At 58.4% G+C, this 24087-nt stretch carries 20 protein-coding genes; 14 read left to right on the top strand and 6 right to left on the bottom strand.

Annotation, left to right across the window (positions count from 1 at the left end; all coding sequences use genetic code 11):
• Positions 1–5: 5 nt before the first annotated feature.
• The 9 genes from IEV00_RS00320 to IEV00_RS00360 all read left to right on the top strand — a co-directional run bounded on the left by IEV00_RS00320 (position 6) and on the right by IEV00_RS00360 (position 9845).
• Entirely contained in the window at positions 6–779 is a 774-nt protein-coding gene (locus tag IEV00_RS00320) for a purine nucleoside phosphorylase YfiH/LACC1 family protein (RefSeq protein WP_188358365.1), read from the top strand.
• A gap of 2 nt (positions 780–781) precedes the next feature.
• Positions 782–1585 (top strand): YggS family pyridoxal phosphate-dependent enzyme, encoded by an 804-nt coding sequence (locus IEV00_RS00325; protein ID WP_188358366.1) that lies wholly within the window; start codon positions 782–784, stop codon positions 1583–1585.
• Positions 1586–1681: 96 nt separating this feature from the next.
• On the top strand, positions 1682–2377 hold the full coding sequence (locus IEV00_RS11200; RefSeq protein ID WP_188358367.1) for a cell division protein SepF: 696 nt from the start codon (positions 1682–1684) through the stop codon (positions 2375–2377).
• A gap of 1 nt (position 2378) precedes the next feature.
• On the top strand, positions 2379–2678 hold the full coding sequence (locus tag IEV00_RS00335) for a YggT family protein (protein WP_188358368.1): 300 nt from the start codon (positions 2379–2381) through the stop codon (positions 2676–2678).
• Positions 2679–2882: 204 nt separating this feature from the next.
• Positions 2883–3569, top strand: coding sequence for a DivIVA domain-containing protein (locus IEV00_RS00340; protein WP_188358369.1), 687 nt, complete (start codon positions 2883–2885; stop codon positions 3567–3569).
• Between the two features lie 172 nt (positions 3570–3741).
• A complete protein-coding gene (gene lspA / locus IEV00_RS00345; RefSeq protein ID WP_229722982.1) occupies positions 3742–4356 on the top strand; it encodes a signal peptidase II in 615 nt (204 codons plus the stop codon).
• A complete protein-coding gene (locus IEV00_RS00350; RefSeq protein ID WP_188358370.1) occupies positions 4353–5303 on the top strand; it encodes an RluA family pseudouridine synthase in 951 nt (316 codons plus the stop codon). Before lspA ends, IEV00_RS00350 begins: the two co-directional genes overlap by 4 nt.
• Positions 5304–5423: 120 nt before the next feature.
• Entirely contained in the window at positions 5424–8915 is a 3492-nt protein-coding gene (dnaE, locus tag IEV00_RS00355; RefSeq protein WP_229723092.1) for a DNA polymerase III subunit alpha, read from the top strand.
• A gap of 378 nt (positions 8916–9293) precedes the next feature.
• Positions 9294–9845: a DoxX family protein gene (locus IEV00_RS00360; protein WP_188358372.1), complete on the top strand. Its 552-nt coding sequence runs from the start codon at positions 9294–9296 to the stop codon at positions 9843–9845.
• A gap of 141 nt (positions 9846–9986) precedes the next feature.
• Here IEV00_RS00360 and IEV00_RS00365 read toward each other — a convergent pair whose 3' ends face one another.
• A complete protein-coding gene (locus tag IEV00_RS00365; RefSeq protein WP_188358373.1) occupies positions 9987–11279 on the bottom strand; it encodes a M20 metallopeptidase family protein in 1293 nt (430 codons plus the stop codon).
• Between the two features lie 361 nt (positions 11280–11640).
• Between IEV00_RS00365 and hisD the strand changes: the two genes are divergently transcribed.
• Positions 11641–13008, top strand: coding sequence for a histidinol dehydrogenase (gene hisD, locus IEV00_RS00370; protein WP_188358374.1), 1368 nt, complete (start codon positions 11641–11643; stop codon positions 13006–13008).
• Between the two features lie 3 nt (positions 13009–13011).
• Positions 13012–13509 carry a transcriptional regulator NrdR gene (nrdR, locus tag IEV00_RS00375; RefSeq protein ID WP_188358375.1) on the top strand — a complete coding sequence of 166 codons (498 nt, stop codon included), beginning with the start codon at positions 13012–13014 and terminating at the stop codon, positions 13507–13509.
• 262 nt (positions 13510–13771) lie between these two features.
• Here the strand turns inward: nrdR and ppgK are convergent, their stop codons facing one another.
• Positions 13772–14596, bottom strand: coding sequence for a polyphosphate--glucose phosphotransferase (gene ppgK / locus IEV00_RS00380; RefSeq protein WP_308936399.1), 825 nt, complete (start codon positions 14594–14596; stop codon positions 13772–13774).
• A 39-nt stretch (positions 14597–14635) separates the two neighbouring features.
• Positions 14636–15547 carry a type I methionyl aminopeptidase gene (gene map, locus IEV00_RS00385; RefSeq protein ID WP_188358376.1) on the bottom strand — a complete coding sequence of 304 codons (912 nt, stop codon included), beginning with the start codon at positions 15545–15547 and terminating at the stop codon, positions 14636–14638.
• 121 nt (positions 15548–15668) lie between these two features.
• On the opposite strand from map, the gene IEV00_RS00390 reads away from it, so the two are divergent.
• Positions 15669–15869 (top strand): SPOR domain-containing protein, encoded by a 201-nt coding sequence (locus IEV00_RS00390; protein WP_188358377.1) that lies wholly within the window; start codon positions 15669–15671, stop codon positions 15867–15869.
• 7 nt (positions 15870–15876) lie between these two features.
• On the opposite strand, the gene panB is transcribed toward IEV00_RS00390, so the two are convergent.
• On the bottom strand, positions 15877–16797 hold the full coding sequence (gene panB / locus IEV00_RS00395) for a 3-methyl-2-oxobutanoate hydroxymethyltransferase (RefSeq protein ID WP_188358378.1): 921 nt from the start codon (positions 16795–16797) through the stop codon (positions 15877–15879).
• Between the two features lie 168 nt (positions 16798–16965).
• On the opposite strand from panB, the gene glnA (IEV00_RS00400) reads away from it, so the two are divergent.
• Positions 16966–18306 (top strand): type I glutamate--ammonia ligase, encoded by a 1341-nt coding sequence (glnA, locus tag IEV00_RS00400; protein WP_188358379.1) that lies wholly within the window; start codon positions 16966–16968, stop codon positions 18304–18306.
• Positions 18307–18382: 76 nt separating this feature from the next.
• On the top strand, positions 18383–21553 hold the full coding sequence (locus tag IEV00_RS00405; RefSeq protein ID WP_188358380.1) for a bifunctional [glutamine synthetase] adenylyltransferase/[glutamine synthetase]-adenylyl-L-tyrosine phosphorylase: 3171 nt from the start codon (positions 18383–18385) through the stop codon (positions 21551–21553).
• A 27-nt stretch (positions 21554–21580) separates the two neighbouring features.
• Here IEV00_RS00405 and budA read toward each other — a convergent pair whose 3' ends face one another.
• Positions 21581–22384, bottom strand: a complete 804-nt coding sequence (gene budA / locus IEV00_RS00410; protein ID WP_229722983.1) for an acetolactate decarboxylase — start codon at positions 22382–22384, stop codon at positions 21581–21583.
• A 131-nt stretch (positions 22385–22515) separates the two neighbouring features.
• Positions 22516–23940 carry a type I glutamate--ammonia ligase gene (gene glnA / locus IEV00_RS00415; protein WP_188358381.1) on the bottom strand — a complete coding sequence of 475 codons (1425 nt, stop codon included), beginning with the start codon at positions 23938–23940 and terminating at the stop codon, positions 22516–22518.
• Positions 23941–24087: the final 147 nt, after the last annotated feature.

The following is a 24087-nucleotide window of genomic DNA, read 5'->3' on the forward strand; positions in this document are numbered from 1 at the left end:
AAATCATGTCTGAGATACTTCATTCGCACAGAGAGTTTGCGGTTGGAAAGTCCACCGTGCAGGTGGGCTTTACCAACAGCGCAGCGGGCAACCTGGGACTCCACGTGGGAGAGAACCCGGTGGCTGTTCTACGCAACCGCAAGCGGTTAGAGCAGCAACTTGGCTTAGGTGAACGGCGCTTTGTCTACCTCAACCAGGTGCACGGCACCGACGTTTTTGACGCCGATATTTCTTCGGTAGCAACCGCCGGGGCTGAAACCGAGGCTGAGGCTGAGCGGGTGCGCGATGCTGCGCCGGTGGCTGACGCGGCGGTTACAACTAGCGGGGTGCCGCTGGCGGTGATGGTGGCAGACTGTATTCCCGTGGTACTGGTAGGAGAAACCGATGAGCATCAGCCGGTGTTAGCGGTGGCGCATGCGGGTCGCCGAGGGTTGCTGGACGGCGTGCTGGAGGCTACCGTGGAGAAGATGGTTGAGCGGGGTGCGGCTAACATACAGGCCTGGCTGGGCCCCTCCATTTGCGGTAGCTGCTACGAGGTGCCTGTCGAGATGAGAGACGAATCTAGTAGAAGTCTGCCTGCTGTTTACGCAGAAACCTCCTGGCACACACCCGCCCTGAACCTGCCAGCTGGCGCAGCCGCCGTCCTTGAATCCCACCAGGCGGTCACCCGGGTGCACCACGATTTTGCTGACTGTACACTAGAGAACTCAGGCCTCTTTTCCCACCGCAGGGGAGAACCCCTCGGGCGAATTGCCGGTCTTGTGTGGATTGAGAAGTGAGCATGGAATATTCAACGCAGCGTTATCAGGAACTATCGGAGAACCTCAAAGCGATTCAGCGCAAGATTGCTGAGGCTGCCACTGATCTCAGCGGGGTACGAACCACTGACTCGCCCCAGCCCAAGCTCACGGTGGTCACCAAGTTCTTTCCCGCCTCTGACGTTGCCGCCCTCTACGATGCGGGGGTGCGCAGGGTCGGTGAGAACCGCGACCAGGAAGCGGCGAGCAAGGCCCAGGAGCTCACCGAGCATGTTGCGGGTCGGGAGCCGCTGAGGTGGTCTTATATCGGCCAGCTACAGACTAATAAGGCAAAGTCAGTGGTGAAGTATGCTGCCGATGTGCATTCGGTGGATCGGGCGTCTTTGGTTAAGGCGCTGGGCAAGGCCTACGCTAACCAGCTGGCGCGCTTTGAAGCCGGAGAGGCCCAGGCTCCCGCTGCCTATGAGCTGGGCGGCTTGCAGTGCCTGATTCAGGTGAATTTGGACGACGACGTCGCCCCCGGCCACGCTGCCCAGGGAGCGCGCGGTGGCGCCTCAGAAGAAGAGGTGCTGGCCCTGGCTGAGCTACTAGAAAACACCGAGGGTCTGAGCTGCGGGGGAGTCATGGCGGTGGCTCCGCTGGGAGCAGACGCTGATCAAGCCTTTGAGAAGCTCTATGGGATTTCTCAGAAACTTCAAGCAGACTATCCTCATGCCCGAGAGATTTCAGCGGGTATGAGCGGGGATTTAGCGGCGGCTATTCGCTGGGGTTCCACCAATGTGCGTGTTGGGTCGCAAATCATGGGTTCCCGCCCGCTGGTAAACTAGTGGAGCGAACACATTATTTTTCTGTGCAGTAAAACTCAGTGCGATTCTAACCTGAGCTAGATTTAGAAAATTCGCGCTATAAGAAGGGGAGTAATCATGGCAGGGCGAACCCTCCAACAGGCGATGGCCTACCTTGGCCTGGCAGAGCAGCACGAGCCTGCCAGCGAGTCTCGCAGGAAGACTCACGATGACTTTCGCGAGCCTGACTATGAACACGACGATGATTTCTTCGATGAGGCCCAGGTAGCCTACGATACCCAGCCTGTTTCTGAGGAACATTTTCAGAATCAGTATGAAGAAGAAGTCGACGATGAGCCTGAAACCCTGGCGCCCATTATTGAGCCCAAGCGTGAGAAGCCGGCTCGATCGGTTGCCAGCTCCGCTGTTTCTGAGTCTTTAGCTGATAGTTCTCGGGGCGCAGGCTCCGAGACCCGCCCTGCCCAACCCGCCCCCTCTTCCGAAAGATTTTCCGACGCCAACGAAAGTGAAGACGAATTGCGCCGTATAACCACCATTCACCCTCGTTCCTATAACGATGCCAAGATTATTGGCGAGTCTTTCCGCGAGAACATTCCGGTGATCATGAACGTGACCGACATGGGTGAGTCTGAAGCTAAGCGGCTGGTTGACTTCTCCGCTGGTCTGGCCTTTGCCCTGCACGGTTCTATTGAGCGGGTTACCGACAAGGTCTTTCTGCTGACTCCCGCTAACCTGGAAGTTCTGGGGGCAGAGGGAGCTGAGGTTCCCGTAGCGCTCGACAGCGATTCCTCAGACCTCTTCAACCAGGGCTAATATGGGTTTTCTTTTTGCTGCACTGACCATCGCGGTCTATCTGTTCTATTTTGCCTTGATTCTTCGGTTGATTTTTGACTGGATTCAGATGTTTGCCCGCTACTGGCGGCCCAAGGGAATTGTTCTGGTGGTTGCTTCGGCAGTCAACGCTGTCACCGACCCTCCCATGAACTTCCTGCGCAGGGTGGTTCCGCCCCTTCGAATTGGTGGAATGGCCCTGGACTTGGGGTTCTTGATTCTGGTGGTCGTGGTGGGATTTGTCTATAGCATTCTTGCCAACATCACCGCCGGTATGTCTTAAAAACCAGCCCTCGTCCGCCGTTTTTTCGGCAGATGAGGGCTGAACTGTAGATGTGAGTCTTACGATTTTTCAAGACATTCAGGCTCTCGCGAAGGCAAACATCAGCTATCAAATGTAAAATTTTAGAGTTAGTGATGCTGAGGGTTTATAGCATCACTTCGCGGGGTGGCCCGCGAAAAGCTTGAAATTAGAGGGGAAATTTTAATGGCCTTAACACCAGAAGAAGTCATTAATAAACGCTTCCAGGCGACCAAGTTCAAAGAGGGGTATAACCCCGAAGAGGTCGATGATTTCCTGGATGAAATTGTGATTGAACTGCGTCGCTTGAATGCAGAGAACGCAAGCCTGAAGCGTCAGGTTGAAGAGGCAGAGAGCCGCGCAACCGATGCTTCGGCGGGCGAAGGCCAGGATCTTTTCGTTGAGTCAGATTCCGTTGTTATGCCCGCTGTTGCAGGCGATGAAGCTACTACCGGTTCAGTGCCTGCCGCTGATCCTTCAAGTGCGGCATCTCTGCTGGCGATGGCTCAGAAGGTTCACGATGAATACGTGGCTGAGGGCCAGCGCGAGAAGGAGCGTTTGCTCTCCGAGGGCCGCGAAGAAGCAGAGAACCTGCTGAGCTCTGCCCAGGAAGAGCGCTCCAGGGTTCTGGGCGACTTGGTGGATACCAAGTCAGAACTTGAGGGCTCTGTGGAGCAGCTGCGCGGCTTTGAGCAGAAGTACCGTGAGGGCCTGCGCGACTACATTGAGTCGCAGCTGACCCGTTTGAAGACCGGCACCACGGTTGAACAGTCTCTGGATACTGACCTTTCTGCTTCTTCCACCGAGACTGAAACTCAAAATTCTGATTCTCCCCAGACCGGCGCCACCAAAACCGGCTGGTTGAATCGATAGTGACACATGAAAACACCGGGCTGATTACTAGCCTGCTGCCCGGTGCTTGGCGGTGAATGTATCTGAGAAGATACATTCACCGCTTTCCTGTTTCTTGGGCCTCCCAGACCAGACCGGTATGATGGTGGGGGTCGCCCCGGGCCAACCGCGTGAGAGTCAAGGAGATTTTGTGGTGTCTGAACCAAAAGCACACGAGCTAGACCGTGGTGAGCCTGACCAGCCCAAGCCACAAGAGAGGCCACGAACCCCCGTGTTGAGCGGTGGCGCAAAAGCTGTGCTCGCAGTGCTGGTGCTGGGTCTTGCCTTTGGGGCAGACCAGTGGGTGAAAAGAATCGTGGAAACCCACATGCAGCTGGGGGAGCGTATTACCGTGATTGACGGTGTGATGTGGTGGCATTACATCCTCAACCCCGGCGCCGCCTTCTCTATCGGTGAAGAGCATACCTGGGTCTTTACCCTGGTGATGGCGGTGGCTGTCTGCGTCAGCATTTTTTATCTTCTTCGGGCTACCTCCCTGTACTGGGTGCTGGTTCTTAGCCTGCTCACCGGAGGTATTCTGGGGAATTTGACGGACCGTCTCTTCCGCGCTCCCGGCTTTGGTGTGGGCCACGTGGTCGATTACATTTCTATTGGGCGTTTTGCCATTTTCAATATCGCCGATTCCTGTATCTGTGTCTCCATGGCTGCGTTGGTACTGCTGGTCTTTCTGGGGATTAACCTCGACGGTACTAGGGAAAACCACGAGAAAAAACAGGCTAAACACGCTAAAAAGGAGACCGCCGCATGAGCGAGCGCGTACACGCTGATTTTAGGGCCGATGCCCTGGCCGGGCTGCGACTGGACGCCGCGGTTGCCGAATTCTTACAGATCCCCCGCACCCAAGCGACGTCCTGGATTAAAGAGGGTTACGTGAGTCTCTTTAACGCCACGGGGCAATCGCTGAAGGCAGCGAAGTCCACCAAACTGACCGCGACTGACCGGGTGGTAGTTGATGCTCCTGCCCCGCGCGATATAACCGATGTTAAGCCGCAGGTGGTTGACGGTTTTAGGGTGGTTTTTGAGGACGACGATCTGGTGGTGGTCGATAAGCCGGCGGGGGTTGCCGCCCATCCGTCGCCGGGCTGGCACGGCCCCACTGTGGTGGGTGCCCTGATGGGGGCCGGAGTGAGGGTTTCTACCTCTGGTGCTGCTGAGCGGCAGGGAATCGTTCATCGCCTGGATGTTGGCACCTCGGGGCTGATGGTGGTGGCCAAGAACGAGCAGGCCTACACCGTTTTGAAGCGGGCCTTCAAGGAGCGCACCGTGGAGAAGGTCTACCACACCCTGGTGCAGGGGATTCCCGATCCGCTCAAGGGCACCATCGACGCCCCGATTGGCAGGCACCCGGGCCACGAGTGGCGTTTTGCGGTGGTTGACGGTGGTAGGGAGTCGGTAACCCACTACGAGGTGCTTGAGGCCTTTGGCCCGGCGGCCCTGGTTGAGGTTCACCTAGAGACCGGCCGCACCCACCAGATTCGTGTGCATTTCTCAGCGCTGAACCACCCCTGCGCGGGTGATTTAACCTACGGTGCTGACCCTGCCATGAGTGCTAATCTGGGGCTAACCCGCCAGTGGCTACACGCCCATAAACTCGGCTTTGACCACCCGGTGACCGGGGCTTATGTGGAGTTTGAAAGCGATTACCCGCAAGACTTGGACTTTGCCCTAGAGTCCCTGCGCGACGGTCATTTCTAGCCGTTGCCCGGGCCGGGGCGAATGGCTCAGAGGGTCGGTATCAAGGATTGTGAACGAGAAGAGAAAATAGTGAGTTCTAAGAAAGACTTTGCCCATCTGCACGTGCACACCGAGTATTCCATGTTGGACGGCGCGGCGCGTATTACCGACCTGTTTGAGCACGCTAAAGAACTGGGCATGAGCTCGGTGGCTACCACCGACCACGGTTTCCTCTTCGGTGCCTTCGATTTCTGGAACAAGGCTCGCCAGTACGATATCAAGCCGATTATCGGTGTGGAAGCCTACATTACCCCCGGCACCGCCCGCCAAGACCGCACCCGCGTGCGCTGGGGCGAGAATGCCGGCCGTGACGACGTGTCCGGTGGTGGTGCCTACACCCACATGACCATGTGGGCAGAGACCACAGAGGGCATGCACAACCTCTTCCGAGCGTCGTCCCTGGCCTCTCTCGAGGGCCACTTCTATAAGCCGCGTATGGACCGCGAGCTTTTGCAGACCTACTCCAAAGGCCTGATTGCTACCACCGGCTGCCCCTCGGGCGAGATCCAGACCCGCCTGCGCCTGGGCCAGTATCAGGAGGCAGTTCAGGCTGCCTCTGACTACCGCGATATCTTCGGTAAAGACAATTACTACTGCGAGATTATGGATCACGGTCTTCAGATTGAAAAGAACGTGATGGAAGACTTGCACCGCCTGCGCAAGGAACTGAACCTGCCGCTGGTGGCCACCAACGACCTGCACTACACCCGCTACGAAGACCACAAGGCGCACGCGGCTCTGCTCTGCGTGCAGTCGGGCTCGACCATGCAGGATCCCAAGCGCTTCAAGTTCGATGCTGAGGACTTTTACCTGAAGTCCCCCGAGGAGATGCGTCACCTCTTCCGTGACTATCCCGAGGCCTGTGACAACACTCTTGAGATTGCAGAGCGTTGCAACGTTGAGTTCAATATGAACGCCAACTATATGCCGGATTTCCCCACGCCGGAGGGCGAAAACGAGGAATCCTGGTTCGTTAAAGAAGTGGAGCGCGGCCTGCACTACCGCTTCCCCAACGGCGTGCCCGATAAGGTGCGCAAGCAAGCAGAGTACGAGGTCGGCATCATCACCCAGATGGGCTTTCCCGGCTACTTCCTGGTGGTGGCAGACTTTATCAACTGGGCTAAGGGCCAGGGCATTCGTGTGGGCCCCGGCCGTGGCTCCGGTGCGGGTTCCATGGTGGCCTACGCCATGCGTATTACCGACCTCAACCCGCTGGAACACGACCTCATCTTCGAGCGCTTCCTCAACCCCGACCGCGTCTCCATGCCCGACTTCGACGTGGACTTTGACGATCGCCGTCGTTCTGAGGTGATTCACTATGTGACCGAGAAGTACGGCGAAGACAAGGTAGCGATGATCGTTACCTACGGAACCATTAAGGCCAAGCAGGCGCTGAAGGACTCCTCCCGTGTGCTGGGCTACCCCTTCTCAACCGGCGAGCGCCTGACCAAGGCCATGCCCGAAGACATCATGGGTAAGAACATTGCCCTGGCCAATGTCTATAACGAGGAGGACAAGCGCTATAAGGATGCCCAGGACCTCCGCGACCTGATTGAGTCTGACGCCGATGCCTCTAAGGTTTTCGAGACCGCCAAGGGTATCGAGGGCCTGAAGCGCCAGTGGGGTGTGCACGCGGCCGGTGTGATCATGTCATCCCGCAACCTGATTGACGTGATTCCGATCATGCGCCGTGAGCAGGACGGTCAGGTGATTACCCAGTTTGATTACCCCACCTGTGAGGGGCTGGGTCTGATTAAGATGGACTTCCTGGGTCTGCGCAACCTGACCATCATCTCCGATGCGCTGGAGAACATTAAGCTCAACCGCGATTTTGAGCTGGATCTTGAGACCCTGGAAATTGATGACGCCGAGTCGTATAAGCTCCTGGCGCGCGGCGATACCCTGGGCGTTTTCCAGCTCGACGGCGGCCCCATGCGCCAGCTGCTGAAGATGATGCAGCCCAACCACTTTGAGCACATTTCTGCGGTTTTGGCGCTCTACCGCCCCGGCCCCATGGGTGCTAACTCGCACATCAACTACGCCCTGCGTAAGAACGGTCAGCAGGAAGTCACCCCGATTCACCCTGAGCTGGAAGAACCGCTGGCAGAGATCCTTGATACTACCTACGGCCTAATCGTTTACCAGGAGCAGGTGATGGCGATTGCTCAGAAGGTGGCGGGCTACTCTCTGGGCGAGGCAGACATTCTGCGCCGCGCGATGGGTAAGAAGAAGAAGGCGGAGCTGGATAAGCAGTACGCTACCTTCCACCAGGGTATGTTGGATAACGGCTATTCGGAAGAGGCGGTTAAGGCTCTCTGGGATATTCTGCTACCCTTCTCCGACTACGCCTTTAACAAGGCGCACACCGCAGCCTACGGGTTGGTTTCCTACTGGACCGCCTACCTGAAGGCCCACTACCCGGCCGAGTACATGGCGGCTCTGCTGACCTCGGTGGGCGACGATAAAGACAAGCTGGCGCTCTACCTCAATGAGTGCCGCCACATGAAGATTACGGTGCTGCCGCCCGACGTCAACGAGTCGGAGCTGAACTTTACCCCTGTGGGCGATGACATCCGTTTTGGTATGGGTGCTATCCGCAACGTGGGTTCCAACGTGGTCACCGCCATGGTGCAGGCACGTAACGAGAAGGGCCGCTTCGAGAACTTCAATGACTTCTTGAAGAAGGTTCCGGCGGTGGTCTGCAACAAGCGAACCATTGACTCCCTGGTGAAGGCGGGTGCTTTTGACGACCTCGGTCACGTGCGCCGAGCCCTGTCGATGATCCACGAAGAGGCCGTGGATGCCACGGTCGCTGTCAAGCGTCAGGAGGCCGCCGGCCAGTTTGACCTCTTTGGCGGGTTGGGCATGGATGAGGAAGACCCCTCGACCGACCTCATGGTGGCTATTCCCGATGTTCCCGAATGGGATAAGCAAGACAAGCTCAACTTTGAGCGCGAAATGCTGGGCCTCTACGTCTCTGACCACCCTTTGCGCGGTATCGAGGAGCAGCTGGATGCCCTCTCGGATTCCTCCGTGCAGTCCCTGATTTCTGACGACTCCCACAAGCCGGACGGCGCTATTGTGACGGTGGCGGGCATGATCACCTCTGTCTCGCGGCGGGTGGCGAAGGCCTCGGGCAATCCCTACGCGCGGGTGGAGCTGGAAGACCGTACCGGCTCTATTGAGGTCATGTTCTTTGGTCGGGCCTACGAGCCGATTGCTCCGGTGCTCTCGGAAGACCTGATTTGCACGATTAAGGGCCGCCTGCAGCGGCGGGATGACGGTTCGGTGACTATCTCTGCTCAGGAACTCAACGTGCCCGATATTTCGGTGGACGGCGCGGCGGGGCCGGTGACTATCGCCATTCCCGAGTTCAAGGCTACCGAACAGACCCTGGGGGAGTTGCGCACCATTTTGCGGAACCACCGGGGCGAATCTGAGGTGCGGATTTCTATGAACACCCGCACCAAGAAGCTGCTCATTCGCCTGGGCGCTGACCTTCGCGTACAACCAAACCCGGCCCTCTACGGCGACCTTAAGGTGCTGCTGGGCCCGGCCTGCTTGGACGTTTAAAAAGGCGGTTTAGCCACCCCGAGAGTGCCTAGCCAACCTCCCTATAGGCTAGGTGCTCTCGGGCTGGCTTTAAGCTTTTTATGATGCCGCGCATAGGGTAGAAAAATTTATAACTTCACAAAAAGTTAATCTGCTTACAACCGGCTAAAAATGGGGTTGGTCTGACCTTATGTTTAACCGGCTCGATTCCTGCTCTGACAAGCCCTTTTATGGGGACATACTTTAGTGCTTTTTGACCTTTTTGATGGTGTGAAAATGACCTTTATATTCGCCAAATTCTGGGGTTTTACATATCCTAAATGTGTTGGTTCAAAAGAAAACTTTTGAATGACTCGATACAGTAAAACGAGCATTCAGACTGATAGAGGAGATTCCGCAATGTCCACCCTTGCATACGCAGACACAAGCAGCATGCCCGTCGTCCAGTCACCTGTGAGCGAAGCACACGCCCGCCCAGCTGAGGGTCGTCCTAGCACTTGGAAGCGTATTGTGACCATGGACTACATGAACGGTGAGAATTTCCGCAACGTCGGTCTGCTGGTTTTGCGCCTGGGCACCCTGGCAATCTTCCTCCACGGCTGGAGCAAGTTGCACGGCTTCGAGGGTTTCGTCAAGTTCCTCGGTACCGCCCCGGTGGGCGAGTGGACACCCCTCTTCTTCGGCGTGCTGGTTGTCACCGGCCAGCTGTTGCTCGGTATCGCACTGACCCTGGGCCTCTTCACTCGCTGGTCTGCCCTGTGGCTGGCTTGCATGTTCGCCTTCATCATCCTGGCTGTGAACATCCCCATGGGTGGTCTGATTGGTGAAAGCGGCGGCCTGAGCTTCGAACCCGCCCTCTACTACTTCGTCCCCGGCGTAGTTCTCTTCTTCACCGGTGCAGGCAAGTTCTCCCTGGACTACCTGCTCCTGAACAAGAAGAACAACCGCTAGAATCTAGCTCCCAGAACCACAAGGAGGGTCGGTGGCACCGCTGGTGCCACCGACCCTCCTTTGCTAAGGATTACTCACAAGGTACCCCAGCCACCAAAAACACCCTAAAGTTCGCCTAAACCCCGTGTGCAGAACTCGCTCTTAGTGCTCGGCTGGTCGTCTCTGGGACAGCAGATGGTTGTATGCCACGTGGGCATGGAGCTTAACGCCTGTAATCAAGGTTTTATCGTCGGCGTAGAAAGCTGGGTGGTGGTTTGGCACCACTCCACGCCCGCCCTCTACAGCTTGCACCTGGCCATCTCCAAACTCGGTGTCTTGAACACCCAGACCGACGTATAAACCACCGAACCTGACGATAAACTCTGATACGTCGTCATAGCCCAACGTTGGGTCGGGCACAAAAATATTGTCTTCGCCAACAACCTCTGCCAAGGAAGGTCGGAGCTTAGTAACCCATTCCTCGGTGTTGCTGACCGCAGGAACTGGCTGAGCGTATTCCACTTCAGCCGAGCATCCAAATGCTTGTGCAATACCGTGAACGAGATCGCGGACTTTACCTTGAACCTCCTCCATTACTTGATCACTTAGTGTGCGTATTGTTCCCCACAGGGTGACTGATTGGCCGATTACGTTGAACCGGCCAACATCTTCAATATGGCCGATGGACACAGTCTTCGGGCTGAACGCATCGGTGGATCGGTACACCTGACCGATACTGGTTAGAATCGCACCGACCGCTGGCATCGGGTCAGTTCCCATCCACGGTGTTGAGCCGTGAACCTGCTCGCCTGTTATAACAATGCGGATCATTGACGATGCGCCAAACTGTACACCTGACATGAGAGAGACCATGCCTTTGGGATAGGGTTGAACATGCATACCAAAGGCCGCTGTAGGTGAGAACTCATCTAACACACCCGTATCGATAAAAGCCTTGGCTCCACCAGCTTCTGGGTAGGGGGCACCTTCTTCAGCGGGTTGGAAGACCGCCAGCACTGTTCCAGGTAGTGAGCCACGCTGTTCAGCAAGAATCCTCATAGCCCCGAGCAACATGGCTGTGTGGCAGTCATGCCCACAGGCGTGTGATACAGGGAAGGGGCCGCCCGGGTAGTCTTGATCGACTACGGTTGATGCAAAGTCCACACCCGACTCGTCTACAACAGGCAGTGCATCGATGTCAGCACGCAACAACGCAACACCCGAACCTGCAAGACCGCCACGCAACACACCGAGCACGCCGTGACCGGCAATACCGGTCTTTACCTCATCGAGGCCCATCTCCCGTAGGCGATTTGCAATAAAGGCCGAGGTTTTAATCTCACGGTTGGATAGCTCAGGATGCCTGTGGAGATGATGCCTCCAGGCAATCATGTCTTTTGATGTTTCTTCCGCCCTTTTGTTCAAGAGTTCCCGAATATTATCTGGTGTGCTCATGACACGCTCTTCCTTTCGACATCGCCGCTTGAAACTCACTGTTTAGTTTCAAGCTATTTACTGGTCGCTTCACCCGTGTGGATGGGCTTCTTTAGGAATTCGAGGCGATACAACTGCCCAGCGTTGCCTCGAAGGATTGCAATTGGCGTATTGCGTAAATTCCCGATTGATAAGCACCTTCTAGAGATTACAACACCCGCTGACAAAGGAGCATTCGTTGTCTCAGCCACATAATCAGTTTATCGTACCGTCTTGAGTTTCATTCTATACAGCCAGGTTTGACAAAGACAGAGCCGCTCAATATTTGGGAGTCTCCACTTCATAGATTCCGCCTGCCAAAGCTGCCGAGTAGACTAAATCTATGACTAACACCGAGCAGAATACCTCCGCCCTTCAACCTCCGGTTATGCGCACCCTCGATTTGCGCGGCCAGCATCTGAGTTACGGGGAGCTCCGTAACGTTGTGCCCCGCCAGTCCAACGACTATGTGGGCAACGCTGCCAAAACCGTGGATGAAATTATTGCTCGGGTGAGGGCCGAGGGCGCGGATTATCTGCGCGAGCTCTCCGCCAAGTTTGACGGCGTTGAGCAGGGAGCCCTGCGCGTTCCCGCTGAAGAGCTGAGCAAGGCTGTTGAAACCCTGGACCCTCAGGTTAAGGAGGGCCTGGAAGTTGCTATCGAGCGAACCCGTGCTTTCGCTCAGGCCCAGCGCCCCGACGACCGCGAGCTTGAGGTTGCCCCCGGTGCCAAGCTGACCTTCCGCTGGACCCCCGTGCGCCGCGCCGGTGTCTACGTTCCCGGCGGCCTGGCCGTCTACCCGTCGTCCGTCATTATGAACATCGTGCCTGCCCAGGCAGCCGGTGTTGATTCGATTGTTCTTTGTACTCCGCCGCAGGAGGAGTTCGGGGGCCTGCCCCACCCCACCATTTTGGCCGCTGCCCACCTGCTCGGCGTGGAAGAGGTGTGGGCTGTCGGCGGCGCCCAGGCGCTGGCGGCTATGGCCTACGGCGTGGACGACGCCGGTGAAGTTCTCGAGTCCGTAGACACGATCACCGGCCCCGGCAATATCTTTGTTGCCCTGGCTAAGCGGGCGCTGCAGGGCGTTGTGGGTATCGACGGCGAAGCGGGCACCACCGAAATTGCGGTGATTGCCGATGAAACCGCCAACCCCGACTACGTGGCAGCCGATCTGATTTCTCAGGCAGAACACGACCCCAACGCCGGCTCGATTCTGATTACCCACAGTGCTGAGACCGCTGAAAAGGTCGCCGAGGCAATCAGGGTGCGTGCCGCTGCCACCAAGCACGCCGAGCGTGTGAAAACCGCCCTTGAGGGCCCCCAGTCCGGCGTGATTTTCACCGATAATCTTGAGCAGTCGATAGCCGTTGCCGATGCTTACGCAGCTGAACATCTCGAAATCCACACTGCCAACGCCGCAGAGGTTGCCTCTAAAATCCGCAATGCCGGTGCGATTTTTATTGGCCCCTACTCGCCGGTGCCCCTGGGCGACTACGCGGCGGGGTCTAACCACGTGCTGCCCACAGCAGGGTCGGCATCCTTCGCATCGGGCCTGAATACCACTGCCTTTATGAAAGCGGTACAGTTGATTGAGTACACCGATGCTGCCCTGGCGGAGATTGGCGAGTCCATTATTGCTGTGGCCCACAACGAAGATCTGCCGGCGCACGGTGAGGCCATTACCGCCCGTACCCAAGACTTCAAAGGCTAATCTATGATTTGTCCCTACTGCCGGCACCCGGATTCCCGCGTGGTAGATTCACGCACCACTGATGACGGCGCTGCGATTAGGCGCCGGCGCCAGTGCACCGAGTGCGGTAAGCGCTTTTCGACCGTGGAGACCACCTCGGTTGCGGTGATTAAGCGTTCCGGGGTGACCGAACCCTTTAACCGGCAGAAAATTATCTCCGGTGTGCGCAAGGCATGCCAGGGCCGCCCGGTGACCCAGGACGACCTGGCGAAGCTCGCCCAGGAGGTTGAAGAGACGATTCGCGCCCGCGGCCTGGCGGAGATCGACGCCCACGAGGTGGGGCTGACCATTTTGGAGCCGCTTTCTCGCTTGGATGCCGTTGCCTACCTGCGTTTTGCTAGCGTCTATCAGGCCTTTAGCGGACTGGAGGACTTTGAGAAGGCAATTGAGGATTTGCGGCAGTTCCAGAAGAGCAGTGGGGGTGCGGGCGAGGTAGACCCGAACCAGCCTACGCTAATCTAAAGTTAAAACTGAGCGGGGATTCCGCTTCACTCAACCTCCCTTAAACGCCAGCCCCGATGCCAGTTGAGTGAAGCGGAATCCCCGCTGGCGTTTAGTCGCGACTTTCCGCTAAGCGAGCGAAAGCGAGTCGTGAGCAGCTGACTGACATCGGGATGGAGCGAAACGGGCGCGAGCGTGCGAGCGCACAAGAGTGAGCGGAATCGCGAAGCGTGCGTTTAAGGGAGGTTGAGCCAGGCGCTACCCGCAGAGCGGGAGAATCCAACTACTCCGCGTGATCCCAACCCGCTGCCCACAGCGCAGCGCCCACAATGCCGGCGTTGTTCCGCAGCTGGGCCATGACGATGGGGGTGCGCACGTCCTCTTCAAAGTAGGGCAGGAACTTGTCGGGGTTCTTGGAGATGCCGCCGCCAATCACGAAGAGGTCGGGGGAGAAGAGCATCTCCACGTGGGTGAAGTAGCGGCGCAGGCGCTTGCCGTACTTCTTCCAGGAGAGTTCATCGCGTTCGCGGGCGCGGGCTGAGGCCTTCGTCTCGGCGTCGTGGCCGTCGATTTCGAGGTGGCCCAGTTCGGTGTTGGGTACCAGCTGGCCGTTGATAATCAGGGCTGAGCCAATACCGGTGCCCAGGGTGATGACGGCGATTAGGCCGTCGCGGTCGCGGCCCTGGCCGTAGTGCGCCTCGGCCAGACCGGCGGCGTCGGCGTCATTGAGGGCATAGACCTTCCGGCCGCCCAGGGCCTCAGACATAATGCCCTCAAGGTCTGCGCCAATCCAGGACTCATCGACGTTGGCGGCGGAGAGAGTAATGCCGTTTTTGACGATGGCGGGAAAGTCAATGCCAATGGCAGAATCGGGGGAAGGCGCTAGTTCGCGGGACTGTAGCTCCTCAACAATCTGAACCACTACCTCAGCGCAGGCTTCGGGGGTTGCCGGGGAGGGGGTGGGAATGCGGAAGCGCTCGGAGACCAGGTTGCCGGTGCGGGTGTCTACGACTCCGCCCTTCATACCGGTGCCGCCAATGTCAATGCCGATAGCGAGGTCTTTGGGTTCAGGCTTGGTGACTTCTACCTGAGCTTCTACTTTTTCCACGATAGTTTCGGTCACGGGTCTTCTCCTAGAGGAAGAGGGTTAGAGGGAGGGCAGGGTCAGAATGTCAGCGCCGTCTTCGGTCACCACCAGGGTGTGTTCGAACTGAGCGGAGCGCTTGCGGTCGCGGGTTACGACTGTCCAGTCGTCGTCCCACATATCCCAGGCGATGTCGCCCAGGGTCAGCATGGGTTCGATGGTGAAGATCATGCCCACTTCCATCACGGTGTTGTAGGCGGGGGCGGCGTCATAGTGGGGCACAATCAGGCCGGAGTGGAATTCGCGGCCTACGCCGTGGCCGGTGAAGTCGCGCACCACGCCGTAGCCGAAGCGGGCGGCATACTTCTCAATCACACGGCCGATCACGTTGATTTCGCGGCCGGGCTTCACGGCCTTGATGGCGCGGTTCAGGGACTCTTCGGTGCGCTCGACCAGCAGGCGGGATTCTTCATCGACGTCGCCTACCAGTAGGGTGGCGTTGGTGTCGCCGTGCACCTTGTTCTTGTAGGCGGTGACGTCCAGGTTGAGAATATCGCCGTCCTCTAGCACCGTGGAGTCGGGAATTCCGTGGCAGATCACCTCGTTGAGCGAGGTGCATACCGCCTTGGTGTAGCCGCGGTAGTCGACGGTGGAGGGGTAGGCGTTGTGGTCGCAGATGTACTCGTGAATGAGCACGTCGATCTCATTGGTGGTGGTTCCGGGTACCGCAATCTTGCGGGCTTCGGCTATAGCGTTGGCTGCAATGGTGCCGGATTCCCGCACCAGCTCAATCTCTTCGGGGGTGTACATGTTGGAGTCGTTGCCCTCGTTAGCCTCCGCCCGGCCTACGTACTCGGGGCGGTCAATGTGGGCGGGCACCGGGCGCATGGGTGCGACGACGCCGGGGGTCAGGTTGCCCACGGGAGCTTTGCCGGGTTCTGCGGGAAGGTTATGAGAAGTCTTGCTATTTGCCATGGTTTCCATGGTAGTAGGTAAACCGGATGAGAGCTCCGCTCAAAGGCTTGTCAGCTGCTGAATATTTTGCCACAGTTAGGAATAGCGGTTGAATTGAGCCGCAGGCACCAAGGAGTACACTATGAGTCTTTCTGAATACACCCCCGGCCCCCACGATCCCCAGTTCTGGTACAACCTCACCACCGGCGAGGTGGAGGAGGGGCAGCAGTCCCGTTCTTCGCAGCTGTGGGGCCCTTTTGCCACCCGTGAAGAGGCTGAGAACGCCATGAAGACCGCCGCTAAGCGCAATGAAGAGTGGGATAACGACGGCTGGAATAGCTAAAGTTGAGTCAGCTTTCGAAGGTGTGCTCGGCGGCGGGGTAAACCCCCGAGAGCACCTCTGAGCGGTAGGCGCGGGCACCTTCGAACAGAACGGTGTGAAGGTCTGCGTATTCTTTGACGAAGCGGGGCTTCTTGCCCTTCCGCAGTCCAAAGGCATCCTGCCAGACCAGCACCTGGCCCGTGGTTGCGCCACCGGCACCAATTCCCACGGTGGGAACATCGAACTCTGCCTCGATTTCGGCGGCTACCGACGAGGTGGTCATCTCCAGCAGCAGGCTGAAGGCGCCGGCCTCGACCAGCGCGGCGGCATCGTCCTTAATCTTGGCGGCGGAATCTCCGCGCCCCTGCACCCTAAAACCGCCCAGTGCGTGCTCGGACTGCGGGGTAAAACCGATGTGCGCCATCACGGGAATTCCCGCCTTGACCACCGCGCGAACGTGCTCGGCGTAGTAGGCGGAGGCCTCCATTTTGACGGCGTGGGCCCCGCCTTCCTTCATAAAGCGGGTGGCGGTCTCCACCGCCTGGGAGGGGGAGGCCTGGTAGGAGCCGAAAGGAAGATCAGCGAGGACGAGCGCGCGGCGGCTACCGGCTGCCACCGCGGCAACCAGAGGAATCAGCTGGTCAACGGTAATAGACAGCGTGGACTCATGCCCCAGCACATTGTTGCCCGCCGAGTCGCCAATGAGCAGAACCTCTATACCGGCCTCATCGAAGATTTGGGCGGTGAGGTAGTCGTAGCAGGTGAGCATGGAAAACTTCTCACCGCGTTCTTTAGCCTGGGCAAGATGTACAGTGCGAATTTTCTTCACGCTATCGAGACAAGAAGCGACCTCTGCGGGTGTGGTCTGCGCAGAAGCAGGCTCAGGGGTAGACGAATAAGGAGCCGCTTCTTCGGCGGCTAGAGCTGAATTTTCCTGGGGCAAAATCATGGACAAAATACTACCGTGACCTGACTCTCCAGCAGAAGAGAGAAAGAATTTACACGCGTGTTACAGAGAGCTGTCTCAAAAAGAGCGGTTGAGCTCGGTGGGGAAGACCTGTCACTTATAAAGTTATAAGTGAGCAGTTTTATCAGTGGAATGAGGCGAAGGAGCGTCATGGATCGTCAGCAAGAGTTTGTTTTGCGCACCATCGAGGAGCGCGACGTTCGATTTGTGCGTATGTGGTTTACCGATGTGGTGGGAACCCTCAAGTCAGTGGCGCTAGCACCTGCCGAGGTCGAGGCTGCGTTTGAGGAAGGCCTGGGCTTTGATGGGTCTTCGATTGAGGGGCTCTCTCGGGTCTACGAGTCGGATATGCTGTTGCAACCCGACCCCTCGACCTTTCAGATTCTGCCCTGGCGGGGCCAGGAGGAACCGACCTCCCGAATGTTCTGCGATATTCTGACCCCCGACGGCGAGCCCAGCGCGGCAGATACCCGCGGCGTTCTCAAGCGCACCCTGGAGAAGGCCGCCAACATGGGCTTCACCTGCTACACCTCACCCGAGATTGAGTTCTACCTGCTCAAATCCAAGGAGCTGGGTGCTAACGGCATACCCGAGCCGGTGGATTCGGAGTCTTACTTTGACCACACTCCCGGCGGCATTGTGCAGGATTTCCGCCGTCGGGCGGTGACCATGCTCGAAGAGGTGGGTATCTCGGTGGAGTTCTCCCACCACGAGGCAGGCCCCGGCCAGAACGAGATCGACCTGCGCCATGCCGATGCGCTGCAAACCGCCGATAACATCATGACTTTCCGCACCGTCATCAAAGAGGTGGCGCTGGCTCAGGGAATCTATGGCACCTTCATGCCTAAGCCCTTCTCAGATCAGCCCGGCTCCGGCATGCACACCCACTTCTCCCTCTTTGAGGGCGATACCAACGCCTTTTTCGAGGCGGGGGCAGAATTCCAGCTCTCCCGCACCGCCCGCCACTTCATTGCCGGTGTGCTCAAGCACGCCCCCGAGTTCACCCTGGTCACCAACCAGTTCGTGAACTCCTACAAGCGCCTGTGGGGCGGGGACGAAGCGCCGTCCTACGTCTCCTGGGGCCACAACAACCGCTCGGCCCTGGTGCGGGTTCCCCTCTATAAGCCCAACAAGATGCAGTCGGCCCGCATCGAATACCGCGGTATCGACTCGGCCACCAACCCCTACCTCTCCTACGCGGTGGTGCTGGGGGCAGGCCTCAAGGGCATTGAAAATGAATACGAGCTCTCCCCGGCAGTTACCGAAGACCTACAGGCTATGAGCTCCTCCGAGCGCCGGGCTATGGGCTACCACTCCCTGCCCTCCTCGCTCTGGGACGCCATTAATAAGACGGAAGATTCCGAGTTCATGGCAGAGATTCTCGGCGAGCAGGTTTTTGAGCAGCTACTGCGCAACAAGCGCAAAGACTGGTCAGCCTACCGGGCCGAGGTGACCCCCTACGAGCTGAAAAACAATCTGGGAATTCTCTAAAATACTGTTATAGAGGGTGAGCCGAGCACGCCTTGGCTCACCCTTTCTTATCGGGCCAAGATGAAGGGGTGCATTCATGGCCGAGGGCCAGACGCAAAATAAGGACGTCGAAGCGGAAAAGCGCGCGCAGAAGAAGCTTTTGTCTGACATGGTCAGCATCGGTTTCTACGACGCTCAAAAAGCCTCCCGCTGGCTGACCGCCCGGGAGCTTGAGCCGGTAGACCGGCAGGCTCTTTTTGCGGGTCTACGCCTGAGCCCCTCACCCGATATGGCCCTGCCCGCCCTGGTGCGTCTGTTAGAGAAGCGCCCCGATATGGTGGGCAAGGTCAATCAGGGGGAGAAGCAGCCCGCCCTCTTCCGCCTGCTGGGAGCCTCCGAGGCCTTTGGCGATTTCTTCATTCGCCACCCCGAGCAGGTAGACCTGTTCGACCTGGATTTTTTCTCCCCGCTCGAGGACGAATTTCCGCGCTCGCTGATCCCTGAGATTGACCGGGACCACCTGACCCCCTTCGCACCCCTGGATACTCTCTACCGCACCAGCCTGCTGGAGGCAGTCGGAGCCGACCCGGCGTCGTCCGACCCGGTAGCCGCTGTCAGCGGCAAAGAGGCCTACGTTGCCCTGCGCACCGCCTACCGGCGCCACCAGGCGGAGCTGGCTATCCGCGACCTGCTCTCCCACGCTCCCCACGAGTTTATGCCCACCGTGGGCCGCAAGCTGGCGGATTTGGCGGCTGCGGTGATTGAGGGTGCGCTGGCGGTTGCCCGCGCTGAGGTGGGTCGGCAGCGTAGCCCGCAGGACGTCGCCCAGGTTGAGCTGGCGGTCATCGGCATGGGCAAGTGCGGGGCGAGAGAGCTCAACTATATCTCCGATGTTGATGTGGTCTACGCGATTGACCGCAAGCCCGTTAGCGATCTGCCCGAGGGGGTAGAGGCTATCGACGAGAACACTGCCTCTACCATTGGCACCGAGCTGGTGCAGGAACTGGCCAAAGCAATTATGGGCCCTGCGCCAGAGCCCATGCTCTGGGAGGTAGACGCCAACCTGCGCCCCGAGGGCAAGGACGGCGCTCTGGTGCGCACCGTTGATTCCTTCAAGACCTACTACCGGCGCTGGGCTGAAAACTGGGAGTTCCAGGCCCTGCTGAAGGCCCGCCCCATCGCCGGTAATCCGCAGCTGGGCTACCGCTGGATGAAAACCATGAACGGTTTTGTCTGGGAGTCGTCGGCCTCCGAGGGGTTTGTGGAGTCGGTGCAGGCCATGCGTGCCCGGGTGACCGACAATATCCCTAAGAAAGAAATTGACCGGCAGATTAAGCTGGGCCCCGGTGGCCTACGCGATGTTGAATTTACCGTTCAGCTGTTACAGCTGGTGCACGGGCGCACCGACGAAACGGTGCGTACCCAGACCACCACAGATTCGCTGGAAGCCCTGGCCAACGCCAGCTTTATCGGCAGAGCAGACGCCGCCCAGTTCCAAGACGACTACAAGTACCTGCGCCTGCTCGAACACCGCATTCAACTGCACTACATGCGCCGCACTCACCTGATGCCCGAGAAAGAGGCAGACCAGCGGGTACTGGCGCGCTCACTGGTCTCCATGGAGCGCATCGGCACGCTGACCGTAGACAGCCTGCTGAAAGCATGGAACAAGATTAAGCGCAATGTGAAGTCCCTGCACGAGCGCATCTTCTTCCGCCCCCTGCTGGCGGCTGTGGCTCACCTTTCCAAAGACGAGTTGGCGCTTTCCGAAGAGGCAGCCCGCGACCGCCTGGCTGCTCTGGGCTATAAGGATCCCCGCGGAGCTATGCGCCATATTGAAGCACTTACCAAGGGTATTCAGCGCTCTGCCGAGATTCAGCGCCACCTGATGCCGGTGCTTCTGGGCTGGTTTGCCCAGGGGGTTGATCCGGACGCCGGTCTGTTGGGCTTCCGCCGGATTTCTGAGTCGCTGGGCACCACGCCCTGGTACCTGCGGATGCTGCGGGACTCCCCGGCAGCTGCCGAACGTCTCTGCCAGATTCTTTCCTCATCCCGCTTTATTACCGACATTCTTGAGGATGCCCCCGAGTCGATTTCCTGGCTTGATCGGGACGAGGAACTGCGCCCGCGCACCTTCGAGGATCTCAACACCCTGATTCGCAACCAGCTGACCCGCCACCCCGAAACTGACTCCGCCATTCGGAACCTGCGCATGATTCGGCGGCGGGAAAATCTGCGAATCGCTATGGGGGAGGCCTCGAACCTGCTGACTATCGAAGAAGTCACCACCGGACTGGCCACCATCGACCAGACCGTGATTGAGGGTGCCCTACAGATTGCCCAGCGGGAACGCTACGAGCAGGGTAGCGAGCCGCTCACCGACATCGCCATTATCGCTATGGGCCGCCAGGGCGGTGCTGAAATTGGCTACGGTTCCGACGCGGACCTCATCTACGTGCACCAGCCCCGCTCCGGTGCCGACGAGCGCGCCGCCGTTGCCGAGGCCACCGAGCTCATTCACCGCATGGTGCAGCTACTCAAACAGCCCTGCACACCGGCCATCCGCGCCGAAAAGGTGCTGGAAATCGATGCCGACCTGCGCCCCGAAGGCAAGTCCGGGCCTATGGTGCGCTCGCTGGACTCCTACCGTGAATACTATGAGCGCTGGGCAGATACCTGGGAATTCCAGGCCCTGCTGCGTGCCCGCCCCCTTGCTGGTTCCTACGAGGTCTCCGCAGCCTTTGTCGACCTCATCAACCGCTACCGCTATCCCTCTCAGTTCAGCCAGGCTCAGATTATTGAGATTCGCCGCATGAAGGCTCGCGTAGAAAACGAGCGAATGCCCCGCGGCGCCGACCGCACCCGGCAGCTCAAGCTGGGCCGAGGGGGTCTCTCTGACATCGAGTGGATTGTTCAGCTACTACAGCTCTGCCAGGCCGCCAAGGTACCCTCCCTGCAGGTCACAGGTACTTTGGAGGCCCTGGACGCCGCCGAGTCAGCCGGGCTCTTCAGCGCTGAGGACGTCGCGGTTTTGGCGAGGGCGTGGAAGCTGGCGACTAAGATTCGCGGCTGTAACGTGCTGCGCACCGGGCGGGCAACCGATGTGCTGACCTCTACCCGGTCAGACCTTGAGGCGATTGCCCGCTGGTGCGGCTATGCACCCGGCCAGGCCCGGCAGCTTGAGGAAGACTACCTGCGTATTACCCGCCAGGCCCGCGCCGTTTACGAGCGCCTCTTCTTCGACACAGACCTGCTGGCGCTTAAATAGAGAGCTACCGCTACAGCGGCAAAAATTTTAACCGTGCAGCTCAGCCTTGGAGATCTGTTCAGCCAGGTCTTCGGGGGAAAGGTCGGCAGCCGAGAACTCGCTGGTCAGCGGCAGATGCAGGTTGAGGTCGGTGCCAATGCAGATTTCAACGTAGGCGTTATCGAGCTTGAAGTCGATCACGTGGCCGCCCTTCTCGTGCTCGTCGTCAATAAAGTGGGCGTGGCAGCCGGGAACGCCAATACCCTGCTCATAGATGGGGGTACGGAAGCCCACGATGGTTCCGCGCACATTATCGAACTGCACAATCTCGTCGTTGGCGGTGGCGTCTACCATCTTGGGGTAGGGCTTGGTCTGCTTCTGCACGGTGCGGGTACGAATCCAATCGAAGTCACCCACAATCTTGATGGCGTACATGTAGTTCTTGGAGACGGTGAAATCGTCCAGCACCTGCGAAGCTGACTTGCGCAGGATCTTGTTGGGCAAACCCTTGCGGATGGTGGGCACAAAGTTCATGATGACGGCGAAGGGGGTCTTCTGGTCCAGAGACACCTGACTGATTGAGCCGTCGTGACGCATCTGGTAGCAGTTGCCGTCCAGCACAATCATCTCGCCGTCCAGCCCGTTGAAGGTGCCCACGCCAAAGTTGCCGTGGCCCAGGAGCTCGCCGATGGTCATCTCGCCGTCATAGATACCATCGATGAGCTGAGACATCAGGCCGGTCTGAAAAACTTCGTTGCGGTAGATAGTTTCGCCGTTGAGTTTGGTGGGGGTGTAGGCCACGGGATTCTCCTGGTTAGAAGGAACAAAACTTACTCTCCACGCTACCCCCATCTATCCTTTCAGGCGATAGCAGCTGGGCGTTTAGTCACTCACACCCCTTGGGGCAGATGAGGGAAAGTCTTAAAAGAAGGACGCCGCCACTAGGGGCGGCGTCCTTGAAAAGGGCTAAAGCTCGCTAGGGCTTAGACACCGTAGTACATCTGGAATTCCAGGGGGTGGGGTACCAGGGTCAGCGGTTCCAGCTCGTTCTCGCGCTTGTAGGCAATCCATGCCTGGATCAGGTCTTCGGTGAAGACGTCGCCGGCGAGCAGGAAGTCGTGATCTTCTTCCAGAGCTGCCAGGGCCTCTTCAAGGTTGGCGGGAGCCTTCTTGATGTCGGCTGCTTCTTCGGCAGGCAGCTCGTAGAGGTCCTTGTCGATGGGGGCAGGGGGCTCGATGCGATTGCGAATACCGTCCAGGCCAGCCATCAGCTGGGCAGCAAAGGCGAAGTAGGGGTTGCAGGAGGGATCCGGCGCACGGAACTCCAGGCGCTTTGCCTTGGGGTTGGTACCGGTAATCGGAATACGGATACCGGCCGAGCGGTTACCCTGCGAGTAAACCATGTTCACCGGTGCCTCGTAGCCGGGAACCAGGCGCTTGTAGGAGTTGACGGTGGGGTTGGTGAAAGCCAGCACAGAGGAGGAGTGCTCAATCAGACCACCGATGTACCAGCGGGCGGTGTCAGAGAGGTTAGCGTAGCCGCGCTCGTCATAGAAGAGGGGCTCGCCACCCTGCCACAGGGACTGGTGGCAGTGCATACCCGAACCGTTGTCGCCGAAGACGGGCTTGGGCATGAAGGTGACTGACTTACCCCAGGCATCTGCGGTGTTCTTGATAACGTACTTGAACTTGAGCAGGTCATCGGCAGCCTTGGTCAGGGTGTCAAACTTGTAGTTAATCTCTGCCTGGCCGGGGGCGCCCACCTCGTGGTGGGAGCGCTCTACCTCAAGGCCCACCGAATCCATGGCAACCACCATGGCATCGCGCAAATCTGCCTGCTTATCAACGGGGGAGACGGGGAAGTAACCGCCCTTGGTCAGGGTCTTGTTACCCAGGTTGCCGCCTTCTTCCTTACGGCCGGAGTTCCAGGGAGCCTCGTCGGAGTCAACGGAATAGAAGGTTGACTGGGGGGTTACCTGGTAGCGCACATCCTCAAAGACGAAGAATTCAGCCTCAGAAGCGAAGAAGGCGGTATCTGCAATACCGGTGGACTTCAGGTATTCTTCGGCACGCTCGGCAACGCCGCGGGGGTCGCGGTGGTAGGGCTCGCCGGTGCGGGGGTTGACGATGGAGCAGATAATAACCAGGGTCTTTTCCACACGGAAGGGATCAAGGTAGGCCGATTCAACGTCGGGAATCAGCTGCATGTCAGATTCAGCAATGCCCTGGAAGCCACGGATCGAGGAACCGTCAAAGAGCTGGCCGTTAACGAAGAAGTCATCATCGACTGCCTTGGCGGGCAGGTTGAAGTGCTGCTGAACGCCGGGCATATCAACAAAGCGAATATCTACGAAGACGATTTCTTCTTCTTTAATGAAGTCCAGGACTTCCTGTGCGCTGGTAAACATGGTCGGTTGATCTCCTTGTAATCGAGTTTGTTTCGACCTGGTTGGTAAGGGATGGTTCCCTGTCTTGGTTCCAAGACTATTCTCGCTTGTTTGCTGGCTGGTATCACGTATGTTTCGGCTCTGTAACGAGAATTTATGACCCGGGGC

Source organism: Rothia aerolata (assembly GCF_014635585.1).
Lineage (GTDB): Bacteria > Actinomycetota > Actinomycetes > Actinomycetales > Micrococcaceae > Rothia > Rothia aerolata.

Bases quoted from the DNA above. Each gene is read 5' to 3' on its own strand.
- IEV00_RS00405 (WP_188358380.1), top strand. From the start codon at position 18,383: ATGGCCGAGGGCCAGACGCAAAATAAGGACGTCGAAGCGGAAAAGCGC.
- IEV00_RS00390 (WP_188358377.1), top strand. From the start codon at position 15,669: ATGAGTCTTTCTGAATACACCCCCGGCCCCCACGATCCCCAGTTCTGG.
- IEV00_RS00325 (WP_188358366.1), top strand. From the start codon at position 782: ATGGAATATTCAACGCAGCGTTATCAGGAACTATCGGAGAACCTCAAA.
- panB (WP_188358378.1), bottom strand. From the start codon at position 16,797: ATGATTTTGCCCCAGGAAAATTCAGCTCTAGCCGCCGAAGAAGCGGCT.
- glnA (WP_188358381.1), bottom strand. From the start codon at position 23,940: ATGTTTACCAGCGCACAGGAAGTCCTGGACTTCATTAAAGAAGAAGAA.
- budA (WP_229722983.1), bottom strand. From the start codon at position 22,384: ATGGGGGTAGCGTGGAGAGTAAGTTTTGTTCCTTCTAACCAGGAGAAT.
- IEV00_RS11200 (WP_188358367.1), top strand. From the start codon at position 1,682: ATGGCAGGGCGAACCCTCCAACAGGCGATGGCCTACCTTGGCCTGGCA.
- IEV00_RS00360 (WP_188358372.1), top strand. From the start codon at position 9,294: ATGTCCACCCTTGCATACGCAGACACAAGCAGCATGCCCGTCGTCCAG.
- glnA (WP_188358379.1), top strand. From the start codon at position 16,966: ATGGATCGTCAGCAAGAGTTTGTTTTGCGCACCATCGAGGAGCGCGAC.
- IEV00_RS00340 (WP_188358369.1), top strand. From the start codon at position 2,883: ATGGCCTTAACACCAGAAGAAGTCATTAATAAACGCTTCCAGGCGACC.
- hisD (WP_188358374.1), top strand. From the start codon at position 11,641: ATGACTAACACCGAGCAGAATACCTCCGCCCTTCAACCTCCGGTTATG.
- nrdR (WP_188358375.1), top strand. From the start codon at position 13,012: ATGATTTGTCCCTACTGCCGGCACCCGGATTCCCGCGTGGTAGATTCA.
- map (WP_188358376.1), bottom strand. From the start codon at position 15,547: ATGGCAAATAGCAAGACTTCTCATAACCTTCCCGCAGAACCCGGCAAA.
- dnaE (WP_229723092.1), top strand. From the start codon at position 5,424: ATGTTGGACGGCGCGGCGCGTATTACCGACCTGTTTGAGCACGCTAAA.
- IEV00_RS00335 (WP_188358368.1), top strand. From the start codon at position 2,379: ATGGGTTTTCTTTTTGCTGCACTGACCATCGCGGTCTATCTGTTCTAT.
- IEV00_RS00350 (WP_188358370.1), top strand. From the start codon at position 4,353: ATGAGCGAGCGCGTACACGCTGATTTTAGGGCCGATGCCCTGGCCGGG.
- IEV00_RS00365 (WP_188358373.1), bottom strand. From the start codon at position 11,279: ATGAGCACACCAGATAATATTCGGGAACTCTTGAACAAAAGGGCGGAA.
- IEV00_RS00320 (WP_188358365.1), top strand. From the start codon at position 6: ATGTCTGAGATACTTCATTCGCACAGAGAGTTTGCGGTTGGAAAGTCC.